The sequence below is a fragment of the Kitasatospora sp. NPDC057965 genome (assembly GCF_042887135.1).
GTDB lineage: Bacteria > Actinomycetota > Actinomycetes > Streptomycetales > Streptomycetaceae > Kitasatospora.
The window spans coordinates 170942-197678 of sequence record NZ_JBHVPZ010000013.1 but is presented as its reverse complement, the minus strand read 5'-3'; the positions used below and the strand labels follow the sequence as shown (position 1 = coordinate 197678).

Here is a 26737-nt window from a genome sequence, read left to right as displayed (position 1 = left end):
CCTGTGCTCCGCAGCGGAACGGCCGACCGGCCGCCAAGCACTCGCTGGGGGCGATTGTGGTCGAACGTCTGGTGGTGGATCTCCACGCCGACGGCCGGATGTCCGTGACGGAGTGGCCGCCGGGGGCCGACGTCCCGGCGCCCGCCGTCGATGCCGGATGGCTGCGCAGGCCCCTGGACGACACGGCGCTGGAGGACCTGCGCTGGTACCTGGAGGACCACCTGCGCACCCCGTTCGGGCCGTACGGCGAGCGGGGCCCGCACATCGCCCACCGGCTCCCGGACTGGGGGGTCCGGATGTTCTCCGCGCTGCTCGGCGACGGCCCCGGCCGGGACGCCTACCAACGGGCGCGGGCCCGCGGCGGCGCGCTGGAGATCGTGCTGCGCTCGGACTCCACTCCGCTGCTCGGCCTGCCCTGGGAGCTGATGACGGATCCGGGGCGCCGGGCACCGCTGGTGCTCGACGACGTGACGGTGAGCCGCTGCCCGGCGGACGCCGACCCGCTCCACGCCCTCGACCCGCTCACCGCGACGGACGGGTCCCGGCTGCGGGTACTGCTGGTGGTCACCCGGCCGGACACCGCCGAGGAGGCCGCCCTCGACGCCGCCGCACGGACGAGCGCCCTCCCCCTGCTGCGGCGGCTCGGACCGGGGCGCGACGCGGTCGAGCTCCGGGTGCTGCGCCCGCCGACCCTCGCCGCGCTCGGCGAGACGCTCCGTGCGGCACGCGAGGAGGGCCGCCCGTTCCAGATCGTGCACTTCGACGGCTCCGGCGTGCTCTCCGGCGCCGGCGACCTCGACGGTCCCGCCCGCCGTCCGCTGGCCTCCCGGGGCCACGACCCCGACGACGTGCTGGTGTTCGAGCGTCCGGACGGGGGCCCGGACCCCGTACCGGTCCAGCGGGTCGCCCGGCTGCTCGCCGCCGCCGCGGTCCCGCTGGTGGTCCTGAGCCCCCACCGGTCGGGGAGCCCGGCCGGACAGGCCGAGGCCGCGGCGGCCCTCCGGTTGCTCCGGGACGGCGCCGGCGCCGTGCTCGCCCTGCCCTACGGCCCCGGCCCCACCGCCACCACGGCGTTCCTGACCGTGGTCTACGAACACCTCCGCCGCGGCGAGCCGATCGCGCGAGCGGTGGCGGCCGGTCGTCGGCACCTCGCCGAACAGGACCGGCGCGCCTCCGCCAGGGGCCCGCTGCCGCTGGCCGACTGGACGGTCCCCGCCCTCTACCGCCGCACCGAGGTCGCCTTCCCCGGACTGGCGGCCGAGCGGTCCGCGCCGGAGCACGGCGAACTGCCCGACGCCCGCACGGCCGGGCACGGGAGCACCGTGGACCGCGACGCCCGGGACGGTCTGGAGGGCCTCGCCCCCGTCGGGGCGTTCGTCGGCCGGGACGGCCTGCTGCTCGACCTGGACACGGGCGCCCGGCACCACCGGGTGGTCGTCCTGCACGGCCCCGCGGGCGTCGGCAAGACCGAGCTGGCGAAGGCCTTCGGCCGCTGGTGCCGGGACACCGGCGCGGTGGACGGGCCGGACGCCGTCGTGCTGCACTCCTTCGAGCCCGGCGTGGCCTCGTTCGGACTGGCCGGGGTGGTCGACCGGATCGGCCACCGGCTTTTCGCCGCCGAGGAGTTCGACCCGCTCACGCCCGCCGAGCGCCGGGAGGCCGTCGAGCAGGAGCTCGCCGCCCGGGACGTGCTGCTGATCTGGGACGGCGTGGAGTCCCTGCACACGCCGCACGACCCGGCGGGCGGCACCCCCGCTCCGGACGAGGACGAGCGCGCCGAACTGCGGGCGTTCCTCGGCCGGGTGGCCGGGCACGGGCGCGGTGCGGTCGTGCTCACCAGCCGCACCCCCGAGGACTGGCTGGGCGCCGGGCCGCTGCGGATCGAGGTACCGGGCCTGGCCCCGGAGGAGGCCGTCGAGTACGCCGAGCAGTTCCTCCCCGGGGACCCCGAAACGGCCCGCAAACGCGGGCTGCGGGTGTTCGGCCAGTTGCTGGAGTGGCCGGACGGGCACCCGTTGGCCCTGCGGCTCGTGCTGGCCTCGCTCGACGCGCACGAACCCTGGCACGCCCTGGACGCCCTCACCCGCGACGCCGAGGCGCATCCGGAAGGAAACGGGCACACGGCACTCGCGGTGAGCGCCGCCCACGCGCTGGACCGGCTGACCGCCGCCGACCGGCGGGCGCTGGCCGCCGTCACGCTCTTCCGGGGCACCGCCGACGCCACCGTGCTCGCCCTGCTCTCCCGCCAGCCGCCGGCTCCAGAGCGCTTCCGCGACCGCGGCACCGAGGAGTGGCAGCGGCTACTGGAGCGGGCGGCCGGCCTCGGTCTGCTCACCGCCCGCGCCGGCACCGCCTTCCTGGTCCACCCGGCGATCGCCGCCGTGCTCACCGCCCGGTGGCGGGCCGAGGAACCCGGCTTCGCCGAGCAGCGGGCCGCCGCCGAGGAGGCCCTGCTCGGCGCCCAGGTCAACTTCTGCCTCCTGCTCACCCGCGAACTGCGGAGCGGCAGCACCGAGTTCGTCCTGACCGCGCTCGACCTCCAGCGCCGGACCATCGGCGGCCTGCTCGGCCGGGCCGTCGAGCAGGGGCGGTGGCTGCAGGCCCTGGCGCTCGTGCGGCCGCTGCAGGCCCACTGGAGCGCCCACGGGCTGGACGCCGAGGCGCGCGGCTGGACCGACCGGGTGCGGACCGCCCTGGAGGCCGTCGACGGCGGACCGCCGACGGCCGGCACCCCGGCCGGCGCGCTCTGGCTTTCCGTGCTCGGCGCCGACGCCCGGCGCCTGGTGCGGGCCGGGCGCACCGAGGAGGCCGAGCGGACCTTCCGGGAGATCCACCACGCCGTCGACCGGCAGACCCCGGATCCGGACCAGCTCGACGACCTCGCCGACGGCTACCAGCACCTCGGCCGGATCGCGGTGGACCGGGGCGAGTTCGCCGAGGCCGAGCAGTGGTACCTGCACGCGCTCGCGCTCCTGGAGCGGCTCGACGACGCCCACGGCATCGCCATCGGCCGCCACCAGCTGGGGGTGATCGCCCACCGCCTCGACCGCCCGGCGGACGCCGAGCGCCGGACCAGGGAGGCGCTCGACGCCTTCGAGCAGCAGGGCGAGTCCCGGTGGGCCGCCGCCTGCCGGCACCAACTCGGCGTGCTGGCCCAGGAACAGGGCCGTTTCGAGGACGCCTACCTGTGGTACGGGCGCGCCCTGGCCGACGCCGACCAGCCGGCCGACCGGCCGTTCGCGACGGACCTCCACCACCGGCTCGCCGCCGTCGCCGCCGAACTGGGCCGCCTCGCCGCGGCCGAGAAGTGGTGCACGGAGGCGCTGGCCCTCGCCGAGGTGTCGGGCAGCCTGCCCGACACCGCCCGCGGCTACCACCAGCTCGGCGTGCTGGCCACGGCCCAGGAGCGGTTCGAACAGGCCGAGACCTGGCACCGCAAGGCGCTGGAGATCCGCCAGGACCTCGACGACCGGCCCGGCACGGCCGCCAGCCAGCACCAACTCGGCGTCGTCGCCGCCCGGCTCGGCGACCTGGACGGGGCGGAGGCCTGGCACGCGCGGGCCCTGACGGTCCGGGAGGAGCTGGGCGACCAGGCCGGGGTGGCGGTCAGCTATCACCAGCTCGGGGTGACCGCCCAGACCGGCGGCCGGGCGGTGGACGCCGAGGCCCGGTACCGCAAGGCGCTGGACGTCTCGCACCGGATCGGCGACACCCCGGGGCTGGCGCGGACCTTCGGCCAGTTCGGGCTGTTCGCCGCGGAGCAGGGGCGGCCCCGCGAGGCGATGGAGTGGCTGGTGCGCAGCATCACCTGCTTCGAGGAGTTCCCGCACCCGCTGACCTGGCCGAGCGTGGTCAACCTGGGGCTGCTGGCCCGGGACCTCGGGCCGCGGGCCGTGGAGCGGGCCTGGCGCTCCGTCACCGGCCGTCGGCTGCCGGACGCCGTCCGGGACCACGTCGGCGGTTAGGGCCTGCCTGGTGGATCCTTGTCGGGGCCGTGGGAGGGGAGCGGCCCGCGGCTACCGGACGGGACGGTCGCCGAGCAGGAGGCGGCGGATCCGGCCGACGGTGGCCACGTCGCGGGCCGTGGTGAACGGCAGGAGGTTGTCCCCGGCGAGGCGGAAGGGCGAGCCGTCCAGGGTGGCGTGGGCGCCACCCGCCTCGGCGACCAGGAGCAGGCCGGCCGCGTGGTCCCAGGCGTTCTCCCAGGCGAACACGGTCGCGTCGAGGACGCCGCGGGCGATCGCCACGTACTCCAGGCCCGCCGAGCCCGCGCACGGCCGGGTGTGCACGCCCTCGGTCCGCAGGTGGAGCAGCGCGCGCTTCGCCGCGGGCGTGGCGTGGAAGGGGAAGGACGCGGCGATCTCCAGCGGCGCGCCGTCGGCCGGGGAGCCCGTCCGCAGCGGGACGCCGTCCAGGCGGGCGCCGCCGCCCCGCAGGGCCGTCGCCATCCGGTCGTGGACCGGGGCGTACGTCCAGGAGGCCAGCAGTTCCCCGCGGTGGGCGAGGGCGACCAGTGTGCAGAACCCCTCGTCGCCGCGGACGAAGGTCCGGGTGCCGTCGATCGGGTCGACGATCCAGACCGGGCGGTCGCCGGCCAGTTCCGCGTACAGACCCGGGTCCGCGTCGACCGCCTCCTCCCCCACCACGACCGAGCCGGGCAGCAGCGCCGTCAGAGCCGTCGTCAGGTGCGCCTCGGCGCCCCGGTCGGCGACGGTCACCAGGTCGTGCGGGCCGTGCTTCTCGGCCACCTGGTCGGCGGTCAGCGCGCGGAAGCGCGGCATGATCTCGGCGGCCGCCGCCCGCCGGACCGCCTCCTCCACCGGGCCCAGGCAGTCCGCGGCGAATCGTTCGTCGATCATCTGTCCATCACATCACAGCTTGGGCTCTCCGGGTCCCGACCGAACAGCCGGACGGGCCTGGAGACCCGGTCCGTCCGGCCCCTCCGACGCCGCTCTGCGGGGTCAGCGCGGGGCGCGGCCCAGGGCCCGGCGCAGCGCGAGGTGGGTCAGCCAGGCCATGCCGAAGGTGAACGGCGCGGCGGTGTCGTCGGCGGGGCCGGGGACGAGTGAGCAGACCACCATGACGGCGAGCGGGGTCCAGACGCGTTGCAGCGCCCGGCGGACGACCGGCCGCCCCGGGGCGAGCGCGTCCGTCCACGGCACGAGCAGGCCGAGCACGGCGAGCGGGGCGGTGAGGCCCGCGTGCTCGACCGCCTCGAACACGGTCCAGGCGAGCAGCAGGATCCCGAGCGCTCCCCAGGCGGTCCGTTCGACGGTCCGCTCGGCGGTCCTCCGTGTCATGGCGGCTCTTCCCCTGTGCGTCGTGTGCCCGGCCCGCCCGTACCGTACCGGGCGTCAGCGGCCGGTGGCGGCCGGGAGCGAGCAGTGGTCGCGGGCTTCGGCCAGGGCGGCGGCGAGGGCCTCGGGGCGGCGGGTGGAGAGGTAGAGGTAGGGGCAGAGCAGGGAGGGCTCGGCGACCTCGACGCGGACGGCGCGCGGGAGGTAGCTACGGATCAGCAGACGGGCCCGGGGGCCCGCCAGCCGGGTGCGCCAGGCGAAGGCGGCGGCCTGGTCGAGGACTTCGACGGCGCCCGTGTGCTCGCCGCGCAGCACGATCGGCCCGGCCACCAGGACGCCGTCGCAGACCCGGATCCGGACCGCGCCGTAGCCGTTCAGCGCCGGGGCCACGAGCGCCAGCAGCAGGGCGCCGGCGGCGAGCGCGGGCAGCGGGCCGAGCGGGGCCAGGGCGCAGGAGAGCGCGGTGGCGGCCGTCAGGGCGGCGAGCCACCAGCGCAGCGGGACGGAGAGTCGTTCGTCGTAGATCACCACATCCGGGATGCTGCCACGCCGTCGCCCGGTCCCGGCAGCCGGGCCGCCCGGCGGCGGTGCGGGCGTGGCGCGGCAGCGCCGGATTCGCCGCCGGGCACCGGTCCGCGCGGGCTCAGGCCTCGTCGTACCAGGAGAAGGCGGCGATCCGCCAGCCCTCGGGGGTGCGCACGAACTGGAAGGTCTTCGTCCCGCCGCCCCCGTAGGGCTCGCCGTCCAGGGTGCCGGACTTGCGGTACTCGCCGGTGCGCGAGGCGACGGCCCCCACGATCTCGGTCCGCTCGGAGGTCTCCCACTCCGAGAAGCCGACCAGCCGGCCGTCGTTCAGCAGGCGCTCGCGCGGCTCGACAAACTCCTCGACGGAGTAGACCGTGAACGTCGGGGCGGTGCAGACGATCACTCCCTGCGGGAGCATCAGCCGCCGGAGCCGGGCCACGTCGGCGCCCTGGCCGGCGCGGTTGTCGAAGGCGCCGAAGAACTCGGCGGTCAGCTGGTCGATCTCGGTCTTGGACATGGGCCCGACCGTAGCACCGGGCGGTCCGCCGGTCCGCGCCGCGGTGAACGGTCACGCACCGTCAATGGAGGTCCCCGTTCCGGGTGTTCCGGATGTGACGATGTCGCGCCCCTATGGTGAACGCGAATCGCTGGCTAGCATGAACATGCCGTCGAAAGGTATCCGCCGACCCTCTACGGGAGGAGCCCACCATGAGCGCACAGGTCCTGGAGATCCGCGACGCCGGCCCGCTGGACATCGACGAGGAGACCATCGCCTTCGAGGACGAGTTCGACGCGGACCTCACGCCGGTGGCGTGTATCGACGACCCGTGGGTCACCTACGTCCCCACCCGGTTCGAGTGCGGGCTCGACTTCTGACCTCCACCGGGCAGTCCGCGTAGCCGGCCGCCGGGTGGGCGCCCGCCCGGCGGTTGCGGTGTGCCGGGCCGGGAGGACGGTTCCCGGCCCGGCACGACACCGGCGGGGACCGCCCGGCACGGCGGATCAGGGAGAAAGCGGCGAAGACCATGGCGACAGCGGCACCACCGGGCCGGGAGCCCGGCCACGGGACGGCCGAGGACGTGCGCTCCCGGATCGCGGCCCGGCTGGCCGCGTCGGACGGCGCGCACCACCGGCTGCACGCCGGCGACGGCTGGCTGTACCTGCACGACCCGGAGATGCCGGCCCTCGCCCACGGCTGGAAGCTCCACCTCTCCGCCCGCCCCGAGCACCTGCCCGACCTGGTCGACCTGGTGCTCCCCGTCCTGCTCCGGCACCGCTGCGACGCCAAGTTCGCCGCCGACGCCGCCGTACTGGGCCGGCTCAACTCCGGGCTGCGCGGCGCCGCCGCCGTCGGCAAGGCGGTCACGGTCTACCCGGCCCCGGGCGGGATCGAGGCGCTGGCGGCCGAGTTGGCCGAGGTGCTGGCGGGCCGCCCCGGCCCCCGGGTGGTCAGCGACCGGCAGCTGCGGGCGGACGCCCCCGTCTACTACCGCTACGGGCCGTTCCGGGTCACCGGCGACGACCCCGACCTCGTCATGACCGGCCCCGACGGGGAGGCCTTCCCCGGCCTCGCCGACGGCGCCTACCGCCAACCGCCGTGGACGGCCGACCCGTTCGCCGCCGGCGCCGCGCGCCGGGAGACGACCACCCGGGTCGGCGACGGCCGCTACCGGATCACCGCCGGGATCACCCGCTCACCGAACGGGCACGTCTACCGGGCGGTCGAACTCGCCACCGGGCGGGCGGTGGTGGTCAAGCAGGCCCGCGCGTTCGTCGCCGAGGACCCGTCCGGGACCGACGCGCGCGGCCGGCTCCGGCACGAGCGGCGGGTGCTCGACGCGCTCGACGGGGTGCCCGGGGTGCCGCGGGCGGTCGACTACTTCCGGCACGGCCAGGACGAGTACCTGGTGAGCACCGTCCGCGGACCGCACGACCTGCGCCGCGACGTCCTCGCCGCGGGCCCGTACCCCGTCGGCGCCGGGGAGGCGAGCGGCCGGGGCTGGTGGGCGCTGGCGCACGGGCTGTTGACCGTCCTGGACGCCGTGCACGCGCGCGGCGTGGTGGTGTGCGACCTCAAGCCCGCCAACGTCGTTCTCGACGGCTCGGGCGGCTGCTCGCTCGTCGACTTCGGCGTCAGCGCCCTCGCCGGTGAACGGCCCGAGGGCGCCACCCTGGGCTACGGCCTGCCCACCGCCGGCGAGGCACGGCCCGCCGACGACTACTACGCGCTCGGCAGCACCCTGCACTGGGCCGCCACCGGACTCGACCCCGTGGTGATCGACCCGGACCCGGCCGTCAACCGCGAGCGCACCCTCGCCTGTTTGGCCGGCGCGCTCCCCGGGGACGCGCCGGCGGACGCGGACGCGGTGGTGACGGTGGTGGCCGGGCTGCTCGCTCTCGACGCCGGGGAGCGGACTGCGGCCGCCGCCGAGCTGCGGCGCGGCCGCATCACTCGGCCCGCCACCCGTTCCACCGGCCGGGCCCACCGGCCGCCGACGGTGACCGGGGACCTGCTCGACGAGGCCGTCCGGCACACCCTCGACCGCTGTGTCCGGATGGCCCACGAGCTGGTCGACGCCGACCCCCGGGGCGGGCAGCCGCGCACCCTGCTGTCGTTCTACGACGGTGCCGCCGGCCTCGGCCTCGAACTGCTCCAGCACCCGGACCGGCCGCGGGCCCGCGCGGCCGCCACCGCCCTCGCCCGCTGGACGGCCGCTCACCCCGCCCTCGGCCGGCTCGGCCCGGGGCTGTACGACGGCCGGGCCGGCGTCGAGCTGTTCCTCACCCACGCCGCCCGCCCGCTCGGCACCGAACGACCGGCCGCGCGGGGCGAACCACTCGGCGACGACCTTCCGGCCGACCAGATCTCCGGGGCCGCCGGGGTCGGCACCGCCCGGCTGCTGCTGGCCCGCGCGGCCCGCGCCGACGGCCGCCCGGAGGAGGCCGAGCGGCACCTGGCCGTCGCCGCCGAGTGCGCCCGCCGGCTGACCGACGGCCGCCCCACCGACCCCCGGGAGACCCCCAACCCGGGTACGGCGGCGCTCGTCGAGGGCTTCGCCCACGGCCGGGCCGGTCTCGCCCACTTCCTCCTCGACCTGCCCGGCGAGCCCGCGGAGGCCACCCGGTGCCTGGTCGACGGCCTCGCCGCCGACGTCCCCCGGCTCGCGGCGGCCGCCGGTGCCCCCGGAGCGACGCGCCGCTACGGCTCCTGGTGCCGCGGGCTCGCCGGGATCGGCACCGTGCTCGTCCAGGCCGCCCACCGCCTCGGCGACCCGGCGCTGCTCGCCCCCGCCGCCGTGGCGGCGCGGGCCTGCCGCGCGCTGGCGCCGAGAATGGGCATGACCGGCCAGTGCTGCGGGCTGGCGGGCGTCGGCGAACTGCTGGTCGACCTGGCCGCGGCCACCGGGGACGAACGCCACCGGCACGCCGCCGAGGAGGTCGCGGGCCTGATCCTGGCCCGCGCCGGCGGCCACCGGGGCCGTCCGCTGCTGCCCGGCGCCGATCCCACCGCCGAGTCCCACGCCTGGGCCGTCGGCACGCCCGGCGTGCTCGCCTTCCTGCGCCGCCTGCACCACGGGGGCGGACCGCGTCCGGGCCGACTGTTCCCGGCCCGACCCGACGATTTTGGTTTCTGATCATCCGTTGGTAGTTTCTTCCTCGTCGAGAGGGCGGGCCGCGCAGGACGCGGAAAGCCCGGTCGGCCAGGCGTCGGTGGTGCATTGGCAGCACGCCCGCTTTCAGCGGGAAGAGTTCGTTCGATTCGGGCCCGGCGCTCCATCCTCGGGGGTGGCATCCGTATGACGGATGCCACCCCCGGTCCGTTTCCCACGCCCCCGTGCCGGGAGGAGACCGCTCCCCGTGACCCTTCTGCTCTCCCGGACGGACATCGAAGCCGCCCTCGACATCCCGGCCGTCGTGGCCGCCCTCGACGCGGGCTTCCGCACGGCGGACCGGCTCCCGGCCGCCCAACGGGTGGGCGCCCGCCTGCCCGGCCCCGGCACCGCCATGTGCCTGATCCCGGGGCTGCTCCCCGACGTGCCCGCGTACACCGTGAAGGTCAACGCCAAGTTCCCGGCCGCCACGCCCGCCCTGCGCGGGATCGTCTGCCTGCACGCCCTGGCCGACGGCGAACTGCTCGCACTGCTCGACTCCGCCTCCGTCACCGCCTGGCGCACCGGGCTGGCCGCCGCGCTGGCCACCCACACGCTCGCGCCGCGGCACGCGCGGACGGTCGCCGTCATCGGCGCCGGCGCCCAGAACCGGACCGCGCTCCGGGCCCTGCGCACCCTGCGGCCGATCGACGAGGTGTACGCCTACGACCTGGACCCGGAGCGCGCCGCGGCCGTCGGCACGGTGATGCCCAGCGCACGGGCCGCCGCCATGGCCGCGGACATCGTGCTCACCGCGACCTGGTCACGCGAGCCACTGCTCGACGCCGACGTCCTGCGACCGGGCCTGCACCTCACCGCCCTCGGCTTCGACGAGCCCGGCAAGACCGAGCTCTCCCCCGCCCTGCTGCGCGCGAGCCGCCTGGTGGTGGACGACCCCGTGCTCGCCGCCACCTCCGGCGTCCTGCACGGCGCCGCCGTCGACCCGGCCCTCGCCACCCCGCTCGCCGACGTCCTGCGCGGCACCGCCCCGGCCCGCCCCGACGACCGCCCCACCGTCTACGCCCCGGTCGGCCTCCCCTGGCAGGACCTCGCCCTCGCCTGGCCCGTCTACCTCGCCGCCCGGTCCGACGCCGCGTCACCCTCCTTCACTTTCCACTGAGCGGCCCCCGGCCCGGGTCGTCCCCGGGAGGCGTACTTCTGGGAGCGCCTCCCCGACGGCTACCGTTTCCGGGGCGGACACCGACACCCCGGACCCGACACGCCGACCCGCCACGCGCCGCGTCCCGCCCGGCGGGGACCCCGCCCGGCCGTCAGGCGGGCTGCCAGAGCTCGATCCGGTGGCCCTCTGGGTCGGTGACCCAGCCGAAACGACCGATCCCCGCCAGTTCCTGCGTCCGCTCGTCCACCGCCGCGCCCCTGGCCCGGAGCTGGGCGAGCATCGCGTCCAGGTCGCGGACCCGGAAGTTGAGCATGGTCTGCTGCTCGCGGGAGCCGAAGTAGTCGGTCCCGGAGTCGAACGCGGCGAACACCGTCGGGCCGGCGTCCTGCCGCCAGAGGCCGTTGTCGTCGGCGTCCAGGCCGAGGCAGTCGCGGTACCAGGCGCTCAGCGCCGCCGGGTCGCCGGCGCGCAGGAAGTAGCCGCCGATTCCGAGCACACGTTCCATGCCCGCCATCCTGCCAGGACGGCGATCGGTCAGCGATCGGTCAACGGTCGGCCACCCGGGGCGTGTCGGGGGGCCAGGAGCCGGTGGCCACGATGTGGCCGACGATCCGGAGCGCCTCGGCGAGCGGAGCGGTGTCCCGGTCGGGGTACGCGGCGTGCTCGTCCGGGTCGCCCTCGCCCTCCAGCGGGACCACCATCGCCCGAACGGCCGGCCGGACCGGTCGGCCACGTCTCCGGGCGCCCGGCCCCGATCCGCGGCCGGAGGATCTCCACGCCCCCCGGCCCGGCCGGCGCGGGGGCGCCGCCGTCCTCCTCACCCATGCCCCGATCACGGCCACGACGATCCCGCGGCCCCGGACGGGGCGGAACGCGAGGGCCGATTTCCGCCAGCCCGGCCCCGGGGCGGGAGCGCAGAGTGGGAGGCGTGGGACGGGTCGGACGAGTGACCGGAGAGCGGACGTGAGCGTGCACACCAGGAGCAGGACCCCCGAGCAGCGGGTCGGCGGCGCCGATTGGGCGGCGATCGGCGAGGAGGTCGGGGAACACGGGAGCGCGCTGACGCCGCCGCTGCTCGACCCCGCCGAGTGCGCCGAGGTGGCCGGGCTCTACGACGAGGTGGAGCGCTTCCGGAGCACCGTCGACATGGCGCGGCACCGGTTCGGCTCCGGGCAGTACCGGTACTTCCGGGAGCCGTTCCCGACGCCGGTCGCCGCCCTGCGGGAGGCGCTCTACCCGCGGCTGCTGCCGATCGCCCGGGAGTGGGCGGCCAGGCTCGGCCGGCCCGCGCCGTGGCCGGACGGCCTCGCCGAGTGGCTGGAGCAGTGCCACGCCGCCGGGCAGACCAGGCCCACGCCGATCCTGCTGCGCTACCGCGCCGGCGACTGGAACGCGCTCCATCGCGACCTGTACGGCGACCTGGTGTTCCCGCTCCAGGTGGTGATCGGCCTCGACGCCCCCGGGGTCAACTACACCGGCGGCGAGTTCCTGACCGTCGAGCAGCGCCCCCGGGCCCAGTCGCGCGGCAGCTCCGTCGCCCTTCCCCAGGGCCACGGCCTGGTCTTCACCACCCGGGACCGCCCCGTGCGCTCCGCCCGCGGCTGGTCGGCGGCCCCCGTCCGGCACGGCGTCAGCACGGTGCGCTCGGGACTGCGGCACACGCTCGGCCTGGTGTTCCACGATGCCGCCTGACGCCCGCCCTCCAGGCCCCGCCACCCCCTGGCCCGAGCCGCACACGGCGGCCGAACTCGACGCCGTACTGGGCCTGTTGGCCCCGGGCGCCGCGGTGGTGATCGGGCACGGCCGCGACGAGGCCTCCGTCGCGGCGGCCCGCGCGTTCGCCCGCGTCCTCGCCGAGCGTCGGCGGGCCTGCGGCGGGAGCGTGCTCGACGTCGTCGACTGGCCCGAGGAGGCCGCCTCCTGGCTGCGCCAGGCCCGCCGGTTCACCGCCCCCGCGCCGGACGCCTGGGTGGTGGCCGCCGGACCGCGCGGCTGGGCGGGCATGAGCCGGCGGCTGCGGCGCAGCACCGACTGGGACCCGGCGCGGACCGTCGGCTTCGCCACGACCGGCAGCGCGCTCGCGCTCGCGCTGGCCGGTCCGGGCACCCTGGACGGCCTGCGCGGCGCCACCGCGGACGGCCGGACCTGGCAGGTGGGCGGCGGCGGGAGCCACGGCGGGCCTCCCGCTCCGCCGGAGCTCTGAGCGGCGTGGCCGCCCCGACGGCCGCCCCGACGGAAACGCCGGTCACAGTCGGCCGATTCGGGGCGGTCGGCGGGCCGGGATCGTGACATAGGGTCGGCCCCGGGACGGCCGCGCGGGTGGGGGTTCGCGCCGGAGCCGTCCCCGGTGCGGCCGTCGTTCTCGCGATCGGTCACGGTACGGCCGCCCCGGGCACCGTGGTTCACCGTTGCTCACGGACGTTCACCGTTGCTCACGGATGTCCACCGCTGCCCACGGACGTTCACCGCTGCTCCTCGCTCTCCGACGCTCCGTCACCCCGGGACGGCCCGCGCGGCGGCCCCGGCACCACAGCACGCCGAAGGGATTGTCATGCCCGAGTACACCGACCCCTCGCCGAGCACCCCCGGCGACCCGCTCCCCGTCTCCCGGATCGGCCGCCGGCGCCTGCTGCGCGCCGGGCTGGCCACCGGCGGCGCGCTGGCCGCCGTCCGGCTGCTTCCCGCGACGGCCGCCGGCGCCGCGCCCACCATCGCCGTCCGCCCGCCCGCCGGCGGGTACGCGCCGGCACCGGCCGCCGTCCCCGCCGCGTGGCCGGACTGGGCGCGGTTCGCCCGGCTGGCCGACGGCACCTTCGACGAGGTCGCCGACATGCAGGGCACCATCGACACGCTCAAGGCCCAGAACGTCAGCGTGATCGAGCTGGACACCGTGCTGTCCGACTGGCACACCGACGCCGAGTTCACCGCCCACGCCGCGCTGGTGAAGACCTTCGCCGGCAAGGCGCACGCGGCCGGTCTGAAGGTCGTCATGTACTACCCGTCCCTGGAGGTCATCTCGCCCGGCGGCGAGAAGGGCCGCTCGTTCTACAAGAACGACCAGGGCCGCAACTGGGTCCAGCGCTCCCTCGACGGCAAGCCCAACGTCTTCTACGGCAGCGTGGTGGTCTGGGTCGACCCGGGCGACGAGAGCTGCTGGGTGAGCCCCAACTCCCCCTGGCGGGACTACTACCTGAAGCGGATCAAGCAGCTCGCCGGCACCGGCGTGGACGGGATCTGGCCGGACGTGCCGATCTACTTCGACGGGGTGCTCACCTGGTGCGACGCCTCCACCTGGGGCGCCGCCGCGTTCACCGCGGACACCGGACTGCCCGCCCTGCCCAAGGCCGCGAACTACAACGACCCGGTCTTCCGCCGCTACGTCGAATGGCGCCACCGCAACCTGCTCCAGTTCCAGCTGGACATCGCCGCCGCCGGGCGCAGCGTCAACCCCGACCTGGTCACCTTCGTCGAAACCGTCTCGATGGACTACCGCTACGCCACCTCGATCGGCCTGGACGGCGCCTACCTGCGGCAGGCGGCGGGCAACGTCAGCCAGGTCTGGGAGGTCGACATCCTCGCCAACGAGGACGGCATGCGGCACGCCACCGCGACCGACTGGACCTGCCTGATCTCGATGTACAAGTACGCGCGGGCGGCCAGCGGCAGCAAGCCGGCCTGGGCCTTCTCCTACGGCTGGAAGGCCGACGACGCCTCGCTGGTGATGGCGGAGCTGATCGCGGCCGGCTGCAACCCGTACGAGGTGAAGACGCCGTACAAGAACGACACCACCGACGCGGCGATGCGCACCCGGATGTTCGGCTTCGTCAAGGCCAACGAGCGGCGGCTCTACGACGCCGCCCCGGCGGCCGAGGTCGGCGTCTACCACTCCAGCGCCTCGCGCGACTACGTCGGCCCGGGCGAGGGCAACGGCATGTACGCCAACGCGACGGCGCCCGCCGGGATCCTCGACTGGTGGGGCGGCGACGACGCGGCGATGAGCTGCACCACGATGCCGTGGCTGGGCGACTTCCGCGGCACCGTCAAGGCCCTGGTGTACGCGCACATCCCGTTCGACACGGTGACCAGCCCGGGGCTGGCGGCCGAGGACCTGGCGCGGTTCAAGGTGGTGCTGCTGCCGAACCTCCAGGCGGTCTCCGACGCGGAGGCGGCGGTGCTGCGCGGGTACGTCGCGGGCGGCGGCACGATCGTGCTCACCGGGCCCGCGCCGACGGGCCTGGACGAGTACGGCACGGCCCGCGCCGAGTACGCGCTGGCCGACGTGCTGGGGCTGCGCCGGGCCGATCCGCTGCCGGCGAGCCGGCGCACCGCCTTCGGCGCGGGCGTCTGCTGGTACCTCGGCGGCGAACTGCCGGGGCTCGCCTATCTGCGCACCGCCGACCAGGCCGCGGGCGACCGGCTGCTGGCCCCGGTCCGCGAGGCCGCACCGCCCTCGCTCGGCCTCGCCGGCGACCGGCGGATCCACCTGGAGGCGCGCCGGCTGGGCGCGGAGACCGTCGTCCACCTGGTGAACTTCAGCAACTTCGGGGACACCCCGACGGCGTTCCGCACCACGCCGGCCTCCTGCACCCTGACGTACGCCGTCCCGGCCGGGCGCACCGTCGCGGCGGTCACGGTGGCCACCCCGGACGGGACCGATCCGGCGCCGCGGCCGGTGCCGTTCACGGTGACCGGGGCGGTGCTGAGCGTGCCGCTGACGGTCGCGCAGTACTCGGTCGTCGGCATCACCGTGAGCTGATCCCGCGCGCCCCCGGCCGGCCCGCTCGGGGCCGGCCGGGGTACGGGCACGCGAACGCCCCGGAACCGGCGGCTCCGGGGCGCGGGGCGGAAGGGATCAGCCGTTGCTGCTCTCGAAGGCCGCCAGCCAGCTGAGACGCGGGCCGACGAGGCCCACCGCGGCGTTGCCGGCCTCAAGGCCCGCCGAGTAGGAGGGCTGCGGCTCCTCGCCCCCACCGTGCGCCACCGCGGCGGTCGGCGCGATCACGGCGGCGGCGGCCACGACGGTGGCGACCACGGCGAACTTGCGGAGCTTTCCACGAACCGACATCTCAGGTACTCCTTGATGGTTGGTCAGCAGTCTGCGCCGGCCGTCGCGTGGGACGGCCGGGCGGCACACACGTTGGCACACGAAGACGGGGAGCCGGAGGTATTCGCAACCCGACGCGGGCGGCGGGGCGGGAAGTTCCCCCGGGAGGGTGAAGCGGGCGGCGCGTGCCCGTTCGGGCAGATGAATCCGCCGCGGCTGCCACCGGAAACGGGCAGGTGGGTACATTCATGATCGACTTCCGAGGAGTCAGACCGCGTTCCCCGCACGCACCGAGACAGGATCCCGATGACCGAGCCCAGCTCCGCCGTCAGCCGCCGTACCCTGGTGACCGCCATCGGCGCCACCGCCGCCGCGCTCGCCACCGCCCCGGCCGCCCACGCCGCCGCGCCGGGCGCTCAGGCCGCCGCTCCCACCGCTCCGGCGCCGGCCGGGACCCCTGCCCGCACCGTCACCGTGCCGGCCACCCGGGCCCGCTCGGCGACCGGTCGCGCGGCCACCGCCGCACGCACCGACTTCCCGATCCACTACGTCGGCGTCAGCTGGGACGGCCCCCGCCGCGGCGGCTCGATCCGGCTCCACCACGAGGGCACCGGCCCCGGCGCCTGGCAGCCGCTCACCGCCGGCTGCGCGGGCGGCCCCGACCTGCCGGCCGGCTCGGCCGGCGCCGACGCCTCCCGGCGCGCGGCCGTGCTGGTCCCGGCCGGCGGCGCGGTCGGCTACGACCTGCGGCTGCCCGACGGCGCCACCGACCCTCGCTCCACCGCCCTGGACACCACCCAGGGCCCGGCCCGCGCCGCCACGCTCTCGCCGACCGCGCCGGTCACCCTCTGCGGCGTCGAGTACCTCGGCCGCGCCGCCTGGGGCGCCGACGAGTCCAAGCGCTTCAAGAACGGCGTCGAGAACTCCCCCGCCAAGTACTACCCGCTGCAGACCCTGACGGTGCACCACACCGACACCCCGAACGCGGACGCCGACCCGGCCGCCACCGTGCGGGCGATATACGAGTACCACGCCGTCACCCAGGACTGGGGCGACATCGGCTACCACTTCCTGATCGACGAGGCCGGCCGGATCTACGAGGGCCGCTGGTCCGGCGACGACGGCCTCCCGGCGCACGACGCCAACGGCAACGTGGTGACCGCCTTCCACACCTCCGGCTTCAACTCCGGCAACCTCGGCATCGCCCTGCTCGGCACCCTGACCGGCCAGGAGCCCACCGCCGCGGCCCGCCACTCGCTCACCCTGCTGCTCGCCCTGCTGACCCGCACCCACGGGCTCGACCCGCAGGCGCACGTCACCTTCGTCAACCCGGTCAACGGCGTCACCAAGCCGGTCGACCTGATCAGCGGCCACCGCGACTGGCTGGCCACCGACTGCCCCGGCGGCACGATGTACGCCACCCTGCCCGCCCTGCGGGCCGAGGTCGCCGCGCTCTGACGGCACGGCCGCGGCCCGGCCCGGGCTCCGCCGCCCCGGGCCGGGCCCGACCGCTCAGCCGCGCTCGACTCCGTCCGCGCCGCCGTCCAGGCCCAGCAGGCCGACGGCCCGCTCGCGCATCTCCACCTTGCGGATCTTCCCGGTGACCGTCATCGGGAACTCGTCCACCAGGTGCACGTAGCGCGGCACCTTGTAATGGGCGATCCGCCCCGCGCAGTACGCGCGCAGCGCCTCGGCGGTCAGCTCGGGCGCGCCCGGGCGCAGCCGGACCCAGGCCATCAGCTCCTCGCCGTACTTGGCGTCGGGCACCCCGATGACCTGGACGTCCTGGACGTCCGGGTGGGTGTACAGGAACTCCTCGATCTCGCGCGGGTAGATGTTCTCGCCGCCGCGGATCACCATGTCCTTGAGCCGGCCGGTGATGGTGAGGAAGCCCTCCTCGTCCATCACCGCGAGGTCGCCGGTGTGCATCCAGCCGTCGGCGTCGACCGCCTCGGCGGTGCGGTCGGGCTGGTCCCAGTAGCCGAGCATCACCGAGTAGCCCCGGGTGCGCAGTTCCCCGGGCGCGCCGCGCGGGACGGTCTCGCCGCTCTCCGGGTCGGCCACCTTGACCTCCAGGTGCGGGCCGACTCTCCCGACGGTGGAGACCCGCCGCTCCAGCGGGTCCTCGGCGCGGGTCTGGGTGGAGACCGGGGAGGTCTCGGTCATGCCGTAGCAGATGGCGACGTCCCGCATGCCCATCCGGTCGACGACCTGCTTCATCACCTCGATCGGGCAGGGCGAGCCGGCCATGATCCCGGTGCGCAGGCTGGACAGGTCGTGCTCCTCGAAGCCCGGGTCGTTGAGCTCGGCGATGAACATGGTCGGCACGCCGTAGAGCGAGGTGCAGCGCTCGGCGGCCACCGCGCGCAGGGTGGCGACGGGCTCGAAGGCCTGGGCGGGGATCACCACGCAGGCCCCGTGGGAGAGCGCCGCCAGGTTTCCCATCACCATGCCGAAGCAGTGGTAGAAGGGCACGGGCACGCAGATCCGGTCCGCCTCGGTGTAGCCGCAGAGCTCGCCGACGAAGTACCCGTTGTTGAGGATGTTGCGGTGCGAGAGCGTGGCGCCCTTGGGGAAGCCCGTGGTCCCGGAGGTGTACTGGATGTTGATCGGGTCGTCCGGGCTCAGCCCGGCCCCGATCCCGGCCGGCCGGTCGCGGTCGCCGCGCTCCCCCGCCGCCAGCAGCTCGTCCCAGCCGGCGGAGCCGATCAGCAGCACGTCCCGCAGCCCTGGGCAGCGCGGGCCGGCCTCGGCGAGCATCGCCGCGTAGTCGGAGGTCTTGAAGGCGGGCACCGCCACGACCGTGCGGATCCCCGACTGCCGCAGCACGTACTCGACCTCGTGGGCGCGGTAGCCGGGGTTGACGGTCACCAGGATCGCGCCGATCCGCGCGGTGGCGTACTGGGTGAACACCCACTCCGGGCAGTTCGGCGCCCAGATCCCGACCCGGTCACCGGTCCGCACCCCGAGGCCGAGCAGCCCGAGCGCGACCCGGTCCACCTCCGCCGCCAGTTCCCGGTACGTCCACCGCCGGCCGCTCGGCACGTCCACCAGCGCCTCCCGGTCGGGGAAGGCGGCGACGGCGCGGTCGAGCGCGGCACCGATGGTGTGCTCCAGCAGCGGCACCGAGGTGTCGCCGGTGCTGATGCTGGGAGACGGGGAGGGCGAGGTCATGGTGAGGGCTCCTGGACTCGTCCGGCGCGGGTCGACCGACTCTACGCCGCACGTCCCGCCCCGTCACCCACTTGCGCACCACCCCCTCCCGACGGGCAACGGGCGGCGGATGCGACGCCGGGGCCGCCTCACCGGCGGCCCCGGCGTCCCCCGCCCGTCAGGCGGAGGCGGCGTCACGCAGCGCGGCGCGCCCGGGGGCGCCGGGGGCGGCCTTCGGGGCTCCCGGGCCGGGCGACAGCGGGATGGTGGCGGCCACCGCCGCGGCGACCAGCGCCACTCCGCAGCCGATCAGCAGACCGACCCGGAAGCCGGTCTCGGAGGGCAGCACATGGCCGCCCATGGTGGTGGTCAGCTGGGCGAGCACCACACCGACCACGGCGGCGGAGACCGAGGTGCCGAGCGAGCGCATCAGGGTGTTGAAGCTGTTCGCCGAGGCGGTCTCGGACATCGGCACGGCGCTCATGATCAGCGCCGGCATCGCCCCGTAGGCCAGGCCCACCCCGGCGTTGCAGACCAGGGTCACGACCAGCACGCCCCAGGTGGAGCCGATCAGCAGCATCGACAGCCCGTACCCGGCGGCGATCGCCAGGGCGCCGACGACCAGGGTGAACTTCGGGCCGCGCGCCGTCGAGAGCTTGGCGCCGAGCGGCGAGACGACCATCATCATCAGGCCGGAGGGGGCCATCCACAGACCCATCGCCAGCATGGACTGGCCCAGGCCGTAGCCGGTGGCCTCGGGCAGCTGGAGCAGCTGCGGGATGATCAGCGCCTGCGCGTACATCCCGAAGCCGACCAGGACGGACGCGGCGTTGGTCAACAGCACGCGCGGGCGGGCGGTCACCCGCAGGTCGACCAGCGGCTCGGCGATCCGCAGCTCCCAGACGCCCCAGCCGAGCAGCAGCACCACGGCGGCGGCGAACAGACCGAGCGTCGTGCCGTCGGTCCAGCCCCAGTCGGCGCCCTTGGAGACCGGCAGCAGCAGACAGACCAGGCCCGCGCCCAGGCCGAGCGCGCCGAGGCCGTCGAAGCGGCCGCCGGCCGGCGGGGTGGCGGGGGCGGGCACCAGGAAGCGGATCATCGCGGCGATCGCGACGGTGAGCACCGCCGCGCCCCAGAACAGCGCGCGCCAGCTGGCGTACTGGGCGACCGCCGCCGAGATCGGCAGGCCGAGGCCGCCACCGATTCCCATCGAGGCGCTGACCAGGGCGATCGCCGAGCCGAGCCGCTCGGGCGGCAGCACCTCGCGCAGCAGGCTGATGCCGAGCGGGACCACGCCCATGCCCATGCCCTGCAGTCCGCGCCCGACGATCATCGGCAGGACGGAGGAGGTCAGCGCGCAGATCACCGAGCCGACCAGGAGCGGGGCGCAGCAGGCCAGCAGCATCCGCCGCTTGCCGAGCAGGTCGCCGAGCCGACCGCTGATCGGCACGAAGACGGCGGCCGACAGCAGGGTCGCGGTGATCACCCAGGAGGCGTTGGACGCGGAGGTGTCCAGGATCTTCGGCAGCTCGCCGATCAGCGGGGTGACCAGGGTCTGCATGATCGCGGCCACCGTACCGGTGAGGGCGAGCGTGGCGACGATCCTCCCGGTCCGGTCGGGGGCGGTGGTCTGTGGGGCGGCCATGGGCGGGGGCTCCTCGGTTCCGTACGACGGTCGACGGATATGCATCCTACACATGATATGCATGATGCATAACGACTCCGACGGGCGCACACCTGCCATACTGTGCGCAAACATCGCAGGTCAGGGCACCGACGCCAGGGGCGGGAAGGACGACGTCATGAGCGGACCCACGGACGAGGTGGCGTTCGAGTACATGGTGCTCAGCCGGCACCACTACCTCAGCCCGGTCGGCGTCCGGCCGCACGGCAGCGGCCTCGACCGCAGCGCCTACATCCTGCTGAGCCGGATCCGGATGCAGGGCCCGATGTCGATCGGCGAGCTCAGCGACGCCTTCGGACTCGACGCCTCGACCCTCAACCGGCAGACCGCCGCGATGACCCGGGCCGGGCTGGTCGAACGGATCCCCGACCCGGAGGGCGGGCTGGCGCGCAAGTTCCGCATGACCGAGGAGGGCGAGCGGCGGCTCGACGAGGACCGCGCGGCGCACGCCCACGCCCTCGGCCTGGTGATGGAGGACTGGCCCGACGAGGACGTCGAGGCCTTCGCCGGGTTCCTGCGGCGCTTCAACACCGGCATCGAGCGGCTCGACGGACGGCCCTGGCCCCGGCCCTGACACCGCGCGGTACCGTCGCCCCGCCGCACCCGCCGCCCCGCCGCCCTCCAGGAGCCCGACAGATGGACCGCCCGCAGGCCCCCGCCCTCCTCCTCGACGCCCTCGCCCCCGCCCATCCGACCGGCATCCTGGACGCCGCCGAGCAGGCCGAACGGCGGGGCGCGGACCGGCTGGTGGTCTCCGAGACCGCCTACGACCCGTTCCTCCAACTGGCCCGCGCCGCCGACCGCACCAGCTCGATCGAGCTGGCCACCGGGGTCGCGGTGGCCCTCGCCCGGACCCCGATGACCCTCGCCTACCAGGCCTGGGGCCTGCACGCGGCCTCCGGCGGACGGGCCGTCATCGGGCTCGGCTCGCAGGTCAAGCCGCACATCGAGAAGCGCTTCGGGATGCCCTGGGACCGGCCCGCCGCACGGATGCGCGAGTACGTGCACGCGGTGCGGGCGATCTGGCACAGCTGGCAGACCGGCGAACGGCTGCGCTTCCGGGGCGACTTCTACACCCATACGGTGATGACGCCGGTCTTCTCCCCCGATCCGGTCCCGGCCGGGGTGCCGCGGATCCTGCTGGCCGGCGTCGGTCCGCTGATGGTGCGCACGGCGGGCGCGGTGGCGGACGGCTTCCTCAGCCACCCGTTCACCTCCGTCGACTACCTGACCCGACAGGTGCTTCCGGCGCTCGCCGAGGAGCGCGGACGGGCCGAGGCCGAGGGCGCGGCGTGGACCGGGCGGCCCTTCGAGGTCGTCGGCAGCGTGCTCACCGCGACCGGCCGCACCGAGGAGGAGCTGCGCGCCAACCTGGCGGCCACCCGCGAGCGGCTCGCCTTCTACGCCTCCACGCCCGCCTACCGCCCGGTACTGGCCCAGCACGGCTGGGAGGAGCTGCACGAGGCGCTGCACCGGCTGTCGCTGCGCGGCCGCTGGCCCGAGATGGCCGCGCTGATCGACGACCGGGTCCTCGACACCTTCGCCGTCACGGGCACGGTCGAGGAGACCGCGCGGGAGATCCACCGCCGGTACGCGGGCCTGGCCACCCGGGTCTCGGTCAGCCTCCCGGAGGACGCGGCGCCGGACCTCGGCCTGGACGTCCTGGACGCCCTGCGCGCGATCGAGCGGCCCGCGCCGCGCTGAGGCCCAACGGCCGGGGGGCCGTCAACTCCACGCTGCCGGGCATCCACTGACGGCTCGTCGAGCGTCGGCAGCGGCTACGCTCCGCAGCCGCCGCCGGACGGCTCACCGGGCACGGGAAACCGGACGCGCGGTCTCATTCGGCGGCTATGCCGGGCTCGCGGGCCTCGCGGGTGGCGGCGCCCTCCGCCTCGGAGCCGCCGCGCGCGGCGACCATCTCGGCGTACACCCGCGCGCCCCGGTCCGGGGCCAGGTCGAGGCAGGCCAGCACCCCGGGGACGGCGATGCTCGGCATCAGGTGCCGGTACAGCGTGGCGACCCGATCGGCGAGGTCGGCCCGTCCGGTGAAGCGCTGCGACTGGAGCTGCACGCCCACCCAGGAGGCCGTCATCAGCCCCGCCGTGTCGGCCGGCACCACGTGCGGCAGCAGTTCGCCCCGCTCGCCCGCCGTCACCAGCAGCCGCTCCAGCCTGGCGATCCACCCCGGTGCGGCGTCGAACCCCAGATGGCCCTCCGCGCCCTGGTCCACCGAGAGCCGCACACCGGCGCTGACCAGCGGGTCGATGGGCACCAGATGGGTGACCACCATCCCGGTGTCCACGAACTCCTGCAGCTTGCACGAGCGCTCCGGCACGGCCTCGGCCTCGAACTGCCCCTCGATGACCCCCTGCGCCAGCTCGCGCTTGGACGCGAAGTGGAAGTAGACGGCGCCCCGGGTCACACCGGCCCGCGCCACCACCTCGCCGATGGTCGCGCGCTCGTATCCGCACTCGTCGAACACCGAGGCCGCGGCCTCCAGAATCAGCCGCCGCGTCCGCAACGCCCGCTCCTGTCGCGCCACCACGACCACCCCCGCCCACACACACCGAAACAAAACCAAACAGCCCGTATCTTACCCGCGGCACCGGGCCGACCCGGGGGCGCTCCCCCGGAGCGGCCCCGGACACGCGGTGTCAGAGGATACCGACGGAACGATCGGCCCCGGCCCGGCACCCGGGCGCTCCGGAACCCGGAGGTCAGCTCAGCACGGCGACCGCCTCGACCTCGACGAGCTGGTCGTGGTACCCGAGCACGGAGACACCGAGCAGGGTGCTCGGCACGTCGTGCTCGCCGAGGTACTCGCGGTAGACGTTCCAGACCGCCACCAGGTCCGCCTGCCGCGAGGAGGCGACGTACACCGTGGTCCGCACCAGATCGGTGAGCGCCGCGCCCTCGTCCTCCAGGACGGTCACCAGGTTCCGCATCACCTGGTGGGCCTGGCCGGCGTAGTCGCCGACCGCCACGGTGCGCCCCTCGGCGTCCAGCGGACAGGCGCCTGCCAGCCAGAGCGAGCGGACCGGCGCGTCGACGGCCGCCGCGTAGGCGTAGTCGACCGCCTGGGTGAGGCGGTGGTTGCGGATCAGCCTGACGGACTTGCTCATGGGTCCCTCCCGGACGGTCGTTCGGCCCTACCGCGCCCCATCGTTGGATCCGCCCGCGGGAGCGTCAACCGATTTCCGGGCGCCGACCCGGGCGGATCGGGGCCGGCGGCCGGCGAATTCACCGGTGCGGGTGATGGCGGGCCGCCCGCCCCGGCCGGGATCCTGGTGGCTCGCCCGGTTCGCCCGGTTCGTCGACGACCGAGGGGTCCACATGCCGCTTCCGCACCTCACCGGGGTCTGGGGCCGCCGCCGGATGCTGGGACTCGCCCTGGGGGCCGGCCTCGCCCCCGCCCTGGGCACCGGGCCCGCCGCCGCCCGCGCCGCCGCCCGCCCCGACGACGAGGGCGGGGACCTCGCGCTCGGCCACCGGGTGGCCGCCGTGGCCGCCGCGCAGATCGGGGTGCCCTACGCCTGGGGCGGCGGGGACCGGCTGGGCGCGAGCCTCGGCTTCTGCGACGAGGAGAACGGCTACCTCGACGGCCAGTGCCTCGGCGAGAGCACGGTCGGCTACGACTGCAGCGGACTGTCGCTGTACTGCTGGTACCGGGCGAGCGCCGGCGCCGTCGAGCTGGCGCACTACACCGTGGCCCAGTTCCACCGCTCCGCCCCGGTGGAACGCTCCGCCCTGATCCCCGGCGACCTGCTGTTCTTCTCCCGGCCCGACGCGCCGCTGCACCACGTCGGCCTGTGGGCCGGGGACGGCGCGATGATCCACGCCGAGCACACCGGCACCCTGGTGGCCCGCCTGGAGGGCGTGTTCGACGTCCCCCGGTGGGCCCGCGAGTTCGCCGGCGCCCGCCGCCCGTTGCCGTCGCCCTGAACGTCCGGAGGACGCCCGTCCCTACGCCTCGTCCCACAGCTGCGCGGAGCAGGCGTCGACCTGGGCGCGGATCCGGGCCAGCGCCTCGGCCACCGGCAGCGGGTCGGGCCGGCGGCCGTCGCGCAGGCGCAGCGCGAGCAGGTCGTCCGCCGCCTCCCGGGGGCCGATGACCGCCTGGTAGGGCGCCAACCGCGCCTCCCGGATCCGGGCGCCCAGGCTGCCCCGCTCCGGTCCTGCGACCTCGGCCCGCAGCCCGAGGTCCAGGCAGCGCCCGCGCACCCGCTCGGCCCGCTCCCGCTCCCCCTCGGAGAGCGGCAGCAGCACCAGCTGGGTCGGCGCCAGCCAGGCCGGGAAGGCCCCCCGGTACAGCTCGATCAGATGGGCGACCACCCGCTCGACGCTGCCGATGACGCTGCGGTGGACCATCACCGGCCGGTGCTTGGTGCCGTCCGGCCCGGTGTAGCGCAGGCCGAACCGCTCCGGTTGGTGGAAGTCGATCTGCACGGTGGAGAGGGTGGACTCGCGCCCGGCGGCGTCGGCGATCTGGACATCGATCTTCGGTCCGTAGAAGGCCGCCTCGCCGTCCGCCGCCTCGAACGGCACCCCGGAGCGCCGCAGCACCTCGGTGAGCAGCGCGGTGGCCCGCTCCCAGAGCGCCGGGTCGGCCACGTACTTGCCGCCCTCGCCCGGCAGTGAGAGCCGGTGGCGGACCGGTCGGATGCCGAGGGCGCGGTGCGCCTCGCCGATCAGCTCCAGGGCGGCGACCGCCTCGTCGGCGGCCTGCGCGGGGGTGCAGAAGACGTGCGCGTCGTTCAGCTGGATGGCCCGCACCCGGGTCAGCCCGCCGAGCACGCCGGACGGTTCGGAGCGGTACATGCCGCCCAGCTCGGCGATCCGCAGCGGCAGCTCACGGTGGCTGCGGGCGCGCGAGCGGTAGATCAGGGCGTGGTGGGGGCAGAGGCTGGGGCGCAGCACGACCTGCTCGGTGCCCAGCTCCATCGGCGGGAACATGTCGTCGCGGTAGTGCTGCCAGTGGCCGGAGATCTCGTACAGCTCGCGTTTGCCGAGGACGGGCGAGTAGACGTGGCGGTAGCCGGCGCGCCGTTCGCGGTCGCGGATGAACTCCTCCAGGGCGTGCCGGATCGCGGCGCCGTCGGGCAGCCAGTACGGGAGGCCGGAGCCGATCAGCGGGTCGGTGTCGAAGAGTTCGAGTTCCCGGCCCAGCCGACGGTGGTCGGCGGCGGGGGCGGGGGAAACAGGGGCCGCCGGGGATCCGACGGGGTTGCTGCTCATGGCGGTGGTCTCCACTCGGCTCGACGGGCGAGTGGACCGGTACGGCGAAGCCCCGGGGCACTCGCCCCGGGGCTTCGGACTAGGTCAGCAGTCAGCGCGCCGGGACTCTCTCCGGCGTCGTCGTGAGGACGGCTGCGGCGCGCTTCATGTCATCGACGCTAGCACCCGAACGACCCGCCGGGCGAGCGGTTTTCCCCGGACGGACCCGCCCGCGCGGGCTCAGTGCAGCACCGTGCAGCCGCGCGCCGCCAGCGCCGCCAGCAGCGCGGGGGCCGGGTCGACCGCGTTCCAGCGCAGGTCGAGCTTCTCCAGCGCGGGCAGCGCCGTCGGGTCCGCCAGCCAGTCCGGCAGACCGGTGATCCGGTTGCCGCGCAGGTCGAGCCGGCGCAGCCGCGGCAGCCCGGCCAGCACCGCGGGCACCTCGGGGAACGCGTTCTCCCGCAGTTCGAGCTCGCGCAGCTCGGTGAGGCCGGCGAAGGAGTCCGGCAGCGCGGTCAGCGCGTTGCCGCGCAGCCACAGTTCGCGCAGCGCGTGCAGGCCGCCGAGCGAGCCGGGCAGTGCGGTGAGCGCGTTGTGCTGGGCGCGGAGCTCCACCAGGCCGGCCATCGCGCCGAGGGCGTCGGGCAGTTCGGCGATCCGGTTCTCGCCGATGTTGAGGTAGCGCAGCGCGGTGAGCCGGCCGAGGGCCGCCGGGAGCGCGGTGAGCGCGTTGTCGTGCAGGTAGAGGAAGTCGGTGAGGCCGGTGAGGCCGCCGATCTCCTCGGGGAGCGCGGCGATCCGGTTGTGGCCGAGGTCGAGGGTGCGCAGCCGCCGCAACCGGCCGATGGCGGCGGGGACTTCGGCGATGCCGGTCTCCGCGAGGATGAGCACCGTGAGGTCGGTGCGGTCCCAGACGTCGGCGGGCACGGCGTCGAGGCGGTGGCGCCAGAGGTTGAGGATGGTGTCGGTCACCCGGCCATCCTGCCGCACCCGTACCCGCCCGCGGCCGCGGTCCGCACCTCCCGGCCGCCCCGGCCGCCCCGGCCCGCG

24 protein-coding genes and 1 tRNA gene are annotated in these 26737 nt (G+C 75.7%); 12 read left to right on the top strand and 13 right to left on the bottom strand.

Annotation, left to right across the window (positions count from 1 at the left end; all coding sequences use genetic code 11):
- The first annotated feature begins 74 nt into the window (after positions 1–74).
- A complete protein-coding gene (locus tag ACFVVU_RS19100; RefSeq protein WP_387791064.1) occupies positions 75–3965 on the top strand; it encodes a tetratricopeptide repeat protein in 3891 nt (1296 codons plus the stop codon).
- 51 nt (positions 3966–4016) lie between these two features.
- On the opposite strand, the gene ACFVVU_RS19095 is transcribed toward ACFVVU_RS19100, so the two are convergent.
- The 4 genes from ACFVVU_RS19095 to ACFVVU_RS19080 form a co-directional block, all read right to left on the bottom strand.
- On the bottom strand, positions 4017–4859 hold the full coding sequence (locus ACFVVU_RS19095; RefSeq protein WP_387791062.1) for an inositol monophosphatase family protein: 843 nt from the start codon (positions 4857–4859) through the stop codon (positions 4017–4019).
- Positions 4860–4961: 102 nt separating this feature from the next.
- On the bottom strand, positions 4962–5300 hold the full coding sequence (locus ACFVVU_RS19090) for a hypothetical protein (RefSeq protein WP_387791059.1): 339 nt from the start codon (positions 5298–5300) through the stop codon (positions 4962–4964).
- A gap of 54 nt (positions 5301–5354) precedes the next feature.
- The gene (locus ACFVVU_RS19085) at positions 5355–5828 is read right to left on the bottom strand and encodes a DUF3093 family protein (protein ID WP_380687137.1); all 474 of its coding nucleotides are present in this window, start codon (positions 5826–5828) and stop codon (positions 5355–5357) included.
- A gap of 112 nt (positions 5829–5940) precedes the next feature.
- A complete protein-coding gene (locus ACFVVU_RS19080; protein ID WP_380687139.1) occupies positions 5941–6339 on the bottom strand; it encodes a DUF4440 domain-containing protein in 399 nt (132 codons plus the stop codon).
- A gap of 191 nt (positions 6340–6530) precedes the next feature.
- On the opposite strand from ACFVVU_RS19080, the gene ACFVVU_RS19075 reads away from it, so the two are divergent.
- The 4 genes from ACFVVU_RS19075 (at position 6531) to ACFVVU_RS19060 (ending at position 10592) form a co-directional block, all read left to right on the top strand.
- Positions 6531–6698 (top strand): SflA family class IV lanthipeptide, encoded by a 168-nt coding sequence (locus ACFVVU_RS19075; RefSeq protein ID WP_380687141.1) that lies wholly within the window; start codon positions 6531–6533, stop codon positions 6696–6698.
- A gap of 149 nt (positions 6699–6847) precedes the next feature.
- Positions 6848–9457: a class IV lanthionine synthetase LanL gene (gene lanL, locus ACFVVU_RS19070; RefSeq protein WP_387791058.1), complete on the top strand. Its 2610-nt coding sequence runs from the start codon at positions 6848–6850 to the stop codon at positions 9455–9457.
- Positions 9458–9527: 70 nt separating this feature from the next.
- Positions 9528–9599 (top strand) — tRNA-Glu (locus ACFVVU_RS19065).
- Between the two features lie 81 nt (positions 9600–9680).
- On the top strand, positions 9681–10592 hold the full coding sequence (locus ACFVVU_RS19060) for an ornithine cyclodeaminase family protein (RefSeq protein WP_387791056.1): 912 nt from the start codon (positions 9681–9683) through the stop codon (positions 10590–10592).
- Positions 10593–10743: 151 nt separating this feature from the next.
- Here ACFVVU_RS19060 and ACFVVU_RS19055 read toward each other — a convergent pair whose 3' ends face one another.
- On the bottom strand, positions 10744–11097 hold the full coding sequence (locus tag ACFVVU_RS19055) for a VOC family protein (protein WP_380689650.1): 354 nt from the start codon (positions 11095–11097) through the stop codon (positions 10744–10746).
- A gap of 40 nt (positions 11098–11137) precedes the next feature.
- Positions 11138–11293 carry a hypothetical protein gene (locus tag ACFVVU_RS19050; RefSeq protein WP_380689648.1) on the bottom strand — a complete coding sequence of 52 codons (156 nt, stop codon included), beginning with the start codon at positions 11291–11293 and terminating at the stop codon, positions 11138–11140.
- A gap of 262 nt (positions 11294–11555) precedes the next feature.
- Here ACFVVU_RS19050 and ACFVVU_RS19045 point away from each other — a divergent pair, with 262 nt between their 5' ends.
- From ACFVVU_RS19045 to ACFVVU_RS19035, 3 genes are all read left to right on the top strand, one after another.
- On the top strand, positions 11556–12284 hold the full coding sequence (locus ACFVVU_RS19045) for a 2OG-Fe(II) oxygenase (RefSeq protein WP_387791053.1): 729 nt from the start codon (positions 11556–11558) through the stop codon (positions 12282–12284).
- Entirely contained in the window at positions 12274–12795 is a 522-nt protein-coding gene (locus ACFVVU_RS19040) for a hypothetical protein (protein ID WP_387791052.1), read from the top strand. Before ACFVVU_RS19045 ends, ACFVVU_RS19040 begins: the two co-directional genes overlap by 11 nt.
- A 348-nt stretch (positions 12796–13143) precedes the next feature.
- Positions 13144–15348, top strand: coding sequence for a hypothetical protein (locus ACFVVU_RS19035; protein WP_387791051.1), 2205 nt, complete (start codon positions 13144–13146; stop codon positions 15346–15348).
- A 96-nt stretch (positions 15349–15444) separates the two neighbouring features.
- Here ACFVVU_RS19035 and ACFVVU_RS19030 read toward each other — a convergent pair whose 3' ends face one another.
- On the bottom strand, positions 15445–15657 hold the full coding sequence (locus tag ACFVVU_RS19030) for a hypothetical protein (protein ID WP_380689519.1): 213 nt from the start codon (positions 15655–15657) through the stop codon (positions 15445–15447).
- 285 nt (positions 15658–15942) lie between these two features.
- Between ACFVVU_RS19030 and ACFVVU_RS19025 the strand changes: the two genes are divergently transcribed.
- Entirely contained in the window at positions 15943–17094 is a 1152-nt protein-coding gene (locus tag ACFVVU_RS19025; RefSeq protein WP_387791049.1) for an N-acetylmuramoyl-L-alanine amidase, read from the top strand.
- Positions 17095–17148: 54 nt separating this feature from the next.
- Here the strand turns inward: ACFVVU_RS19025 and ACFVVU_RS19020 are convergent, their stop codons facing one another.
- Together ACFVVU_RS19020 and ACFVVU_RS19015 are read right to left on the bottom strand one after the other, a co-directional pair.
- Positions 17149–18810: an AMP-binding protein gene (locus ACFVVU_RS19020; RefSeq protein ID WP_380689523.1), complete on the bottom strand. Its 1662-nt coding sequence runs from the start codon at positions 18808–18810 to the stop codon at positions 17149–17151.
- Between the two features lie 157 nt (positions 18811–18967).
- Positions 18968–20434, bottom strand: coding sequence for an MFS transporter (locus ACFVVU_RS19015; protein ID WP_387791048.1), 1467 nt, complete (start codon positions 20432–20434; stop codon positions 18968–18970).
- 157 nt (positions 20435–20591) lie between these two features.
- On the opposite strand from ACFVVU_RS19015, the gene ACFVVU_RS19010 reads away from it, so the two are divergent.
- Positions 20592–21047: a MarR family transcriptional regulator gene (locus tag ACFVVU_RS19010; RefSeq protein WP_355361052.1), complete on the top strand. Its 456-nt coding sequence runs from the start codon at positions 20592–20594 to the stop codon at positions 21045–21047.
- A 62-nt stretch (positions 21048–21109) separates the two neighbouring features.
- Positions 21110–22177 (top strand): TIGR03617 family F420-dependent LLM class oxidoreductase, encoded by a 1068-nt coding sequence (locus ACFVVU_RS19005; RefSeq protein ID WP_380686818.1) that lies wholly within the window; start codon positions 21110–21112, stop codon positions 22175–22177.
- A 133-nt stretch (positions 22178–22310) separates the two neighbouring features.
- On the opposite strand, the gene ACFVVU_RS19000 is transcribed toward ACFVVU_RS19005, so the two are convergent.
- Positions 22311–23015 carry a ScbR family autoregulator-binding transcription factor gene (locus ACFVVU_RS19000; RefSeq protein WP_380686816.1) on the bottom strand — a complete coding sequence of 235 codons (705 nt, stop codon included), beginning with the start codon at positions 23013–23015 and terminating at the stop codon, positions 22311–22313.
- Between the two features lie 175 nt (positions 23016–23190).
- Positions 23191–23595, bottom strand: coding sequence for a RidA family protein (locus ACFVVU_RS18995; RefSeq protein ID WP_380686814.1), 405 nt, complete (start codon positions 23593–23595; stop codon positions 23191–23193).
- 211 nt (positions 23596–23806) lie between these two features.
- Here ACFVVU_RS18995 and ACFVVU_RS18990 point away from each other — a divergent pair, with 211 nt between their 5' ends.
- Positions 23807–24415, top strand: a complete 609-nt coding sequence (locus ACFVVU_RS18990; RefSeq protein ID WP_387791045.1) for a C40 family peptidase — start codon at positions 23807–23809, stop codon at positions 24413–24415.
- A 21-nt stretch (positions 24416–24436) separates the two neighbouring features.
- Here ACFVVU_RS18990 and thrS read toward each other — a convergent pair whose 3' ends face one another.
- Together thrS and ACFVVU_RS18980 are read right to left on the bottom strand one after the other, a co-directional pair.
- Positions 24437–25708, bottom strand: a complete 1272-nt coding sequence (gene thrS / locus ACFVVU_RS18985; protein ID WP_380686810.1) for a threonine--tRNA ligase — start codon at positions 25706–25708, stop codon at positions 24437–24439.
- A gap of 219 nt (positions 25709–25927) precedes the next feature.
- The gene (locus ACFVVU_RS18980; RefSeq protein WP_387791043.1) at positions 25928–26659 is read right to left on the bottom strand and encodes a leucine-rich repeat domain-containing protein; all 732 of its coding nucleotides are present in this window, start codon (positions 26657–26659) and stop codon (positions 25928–25930) included.
- Positions 26660–26737 lie beyond the last annotated feature (78 nt).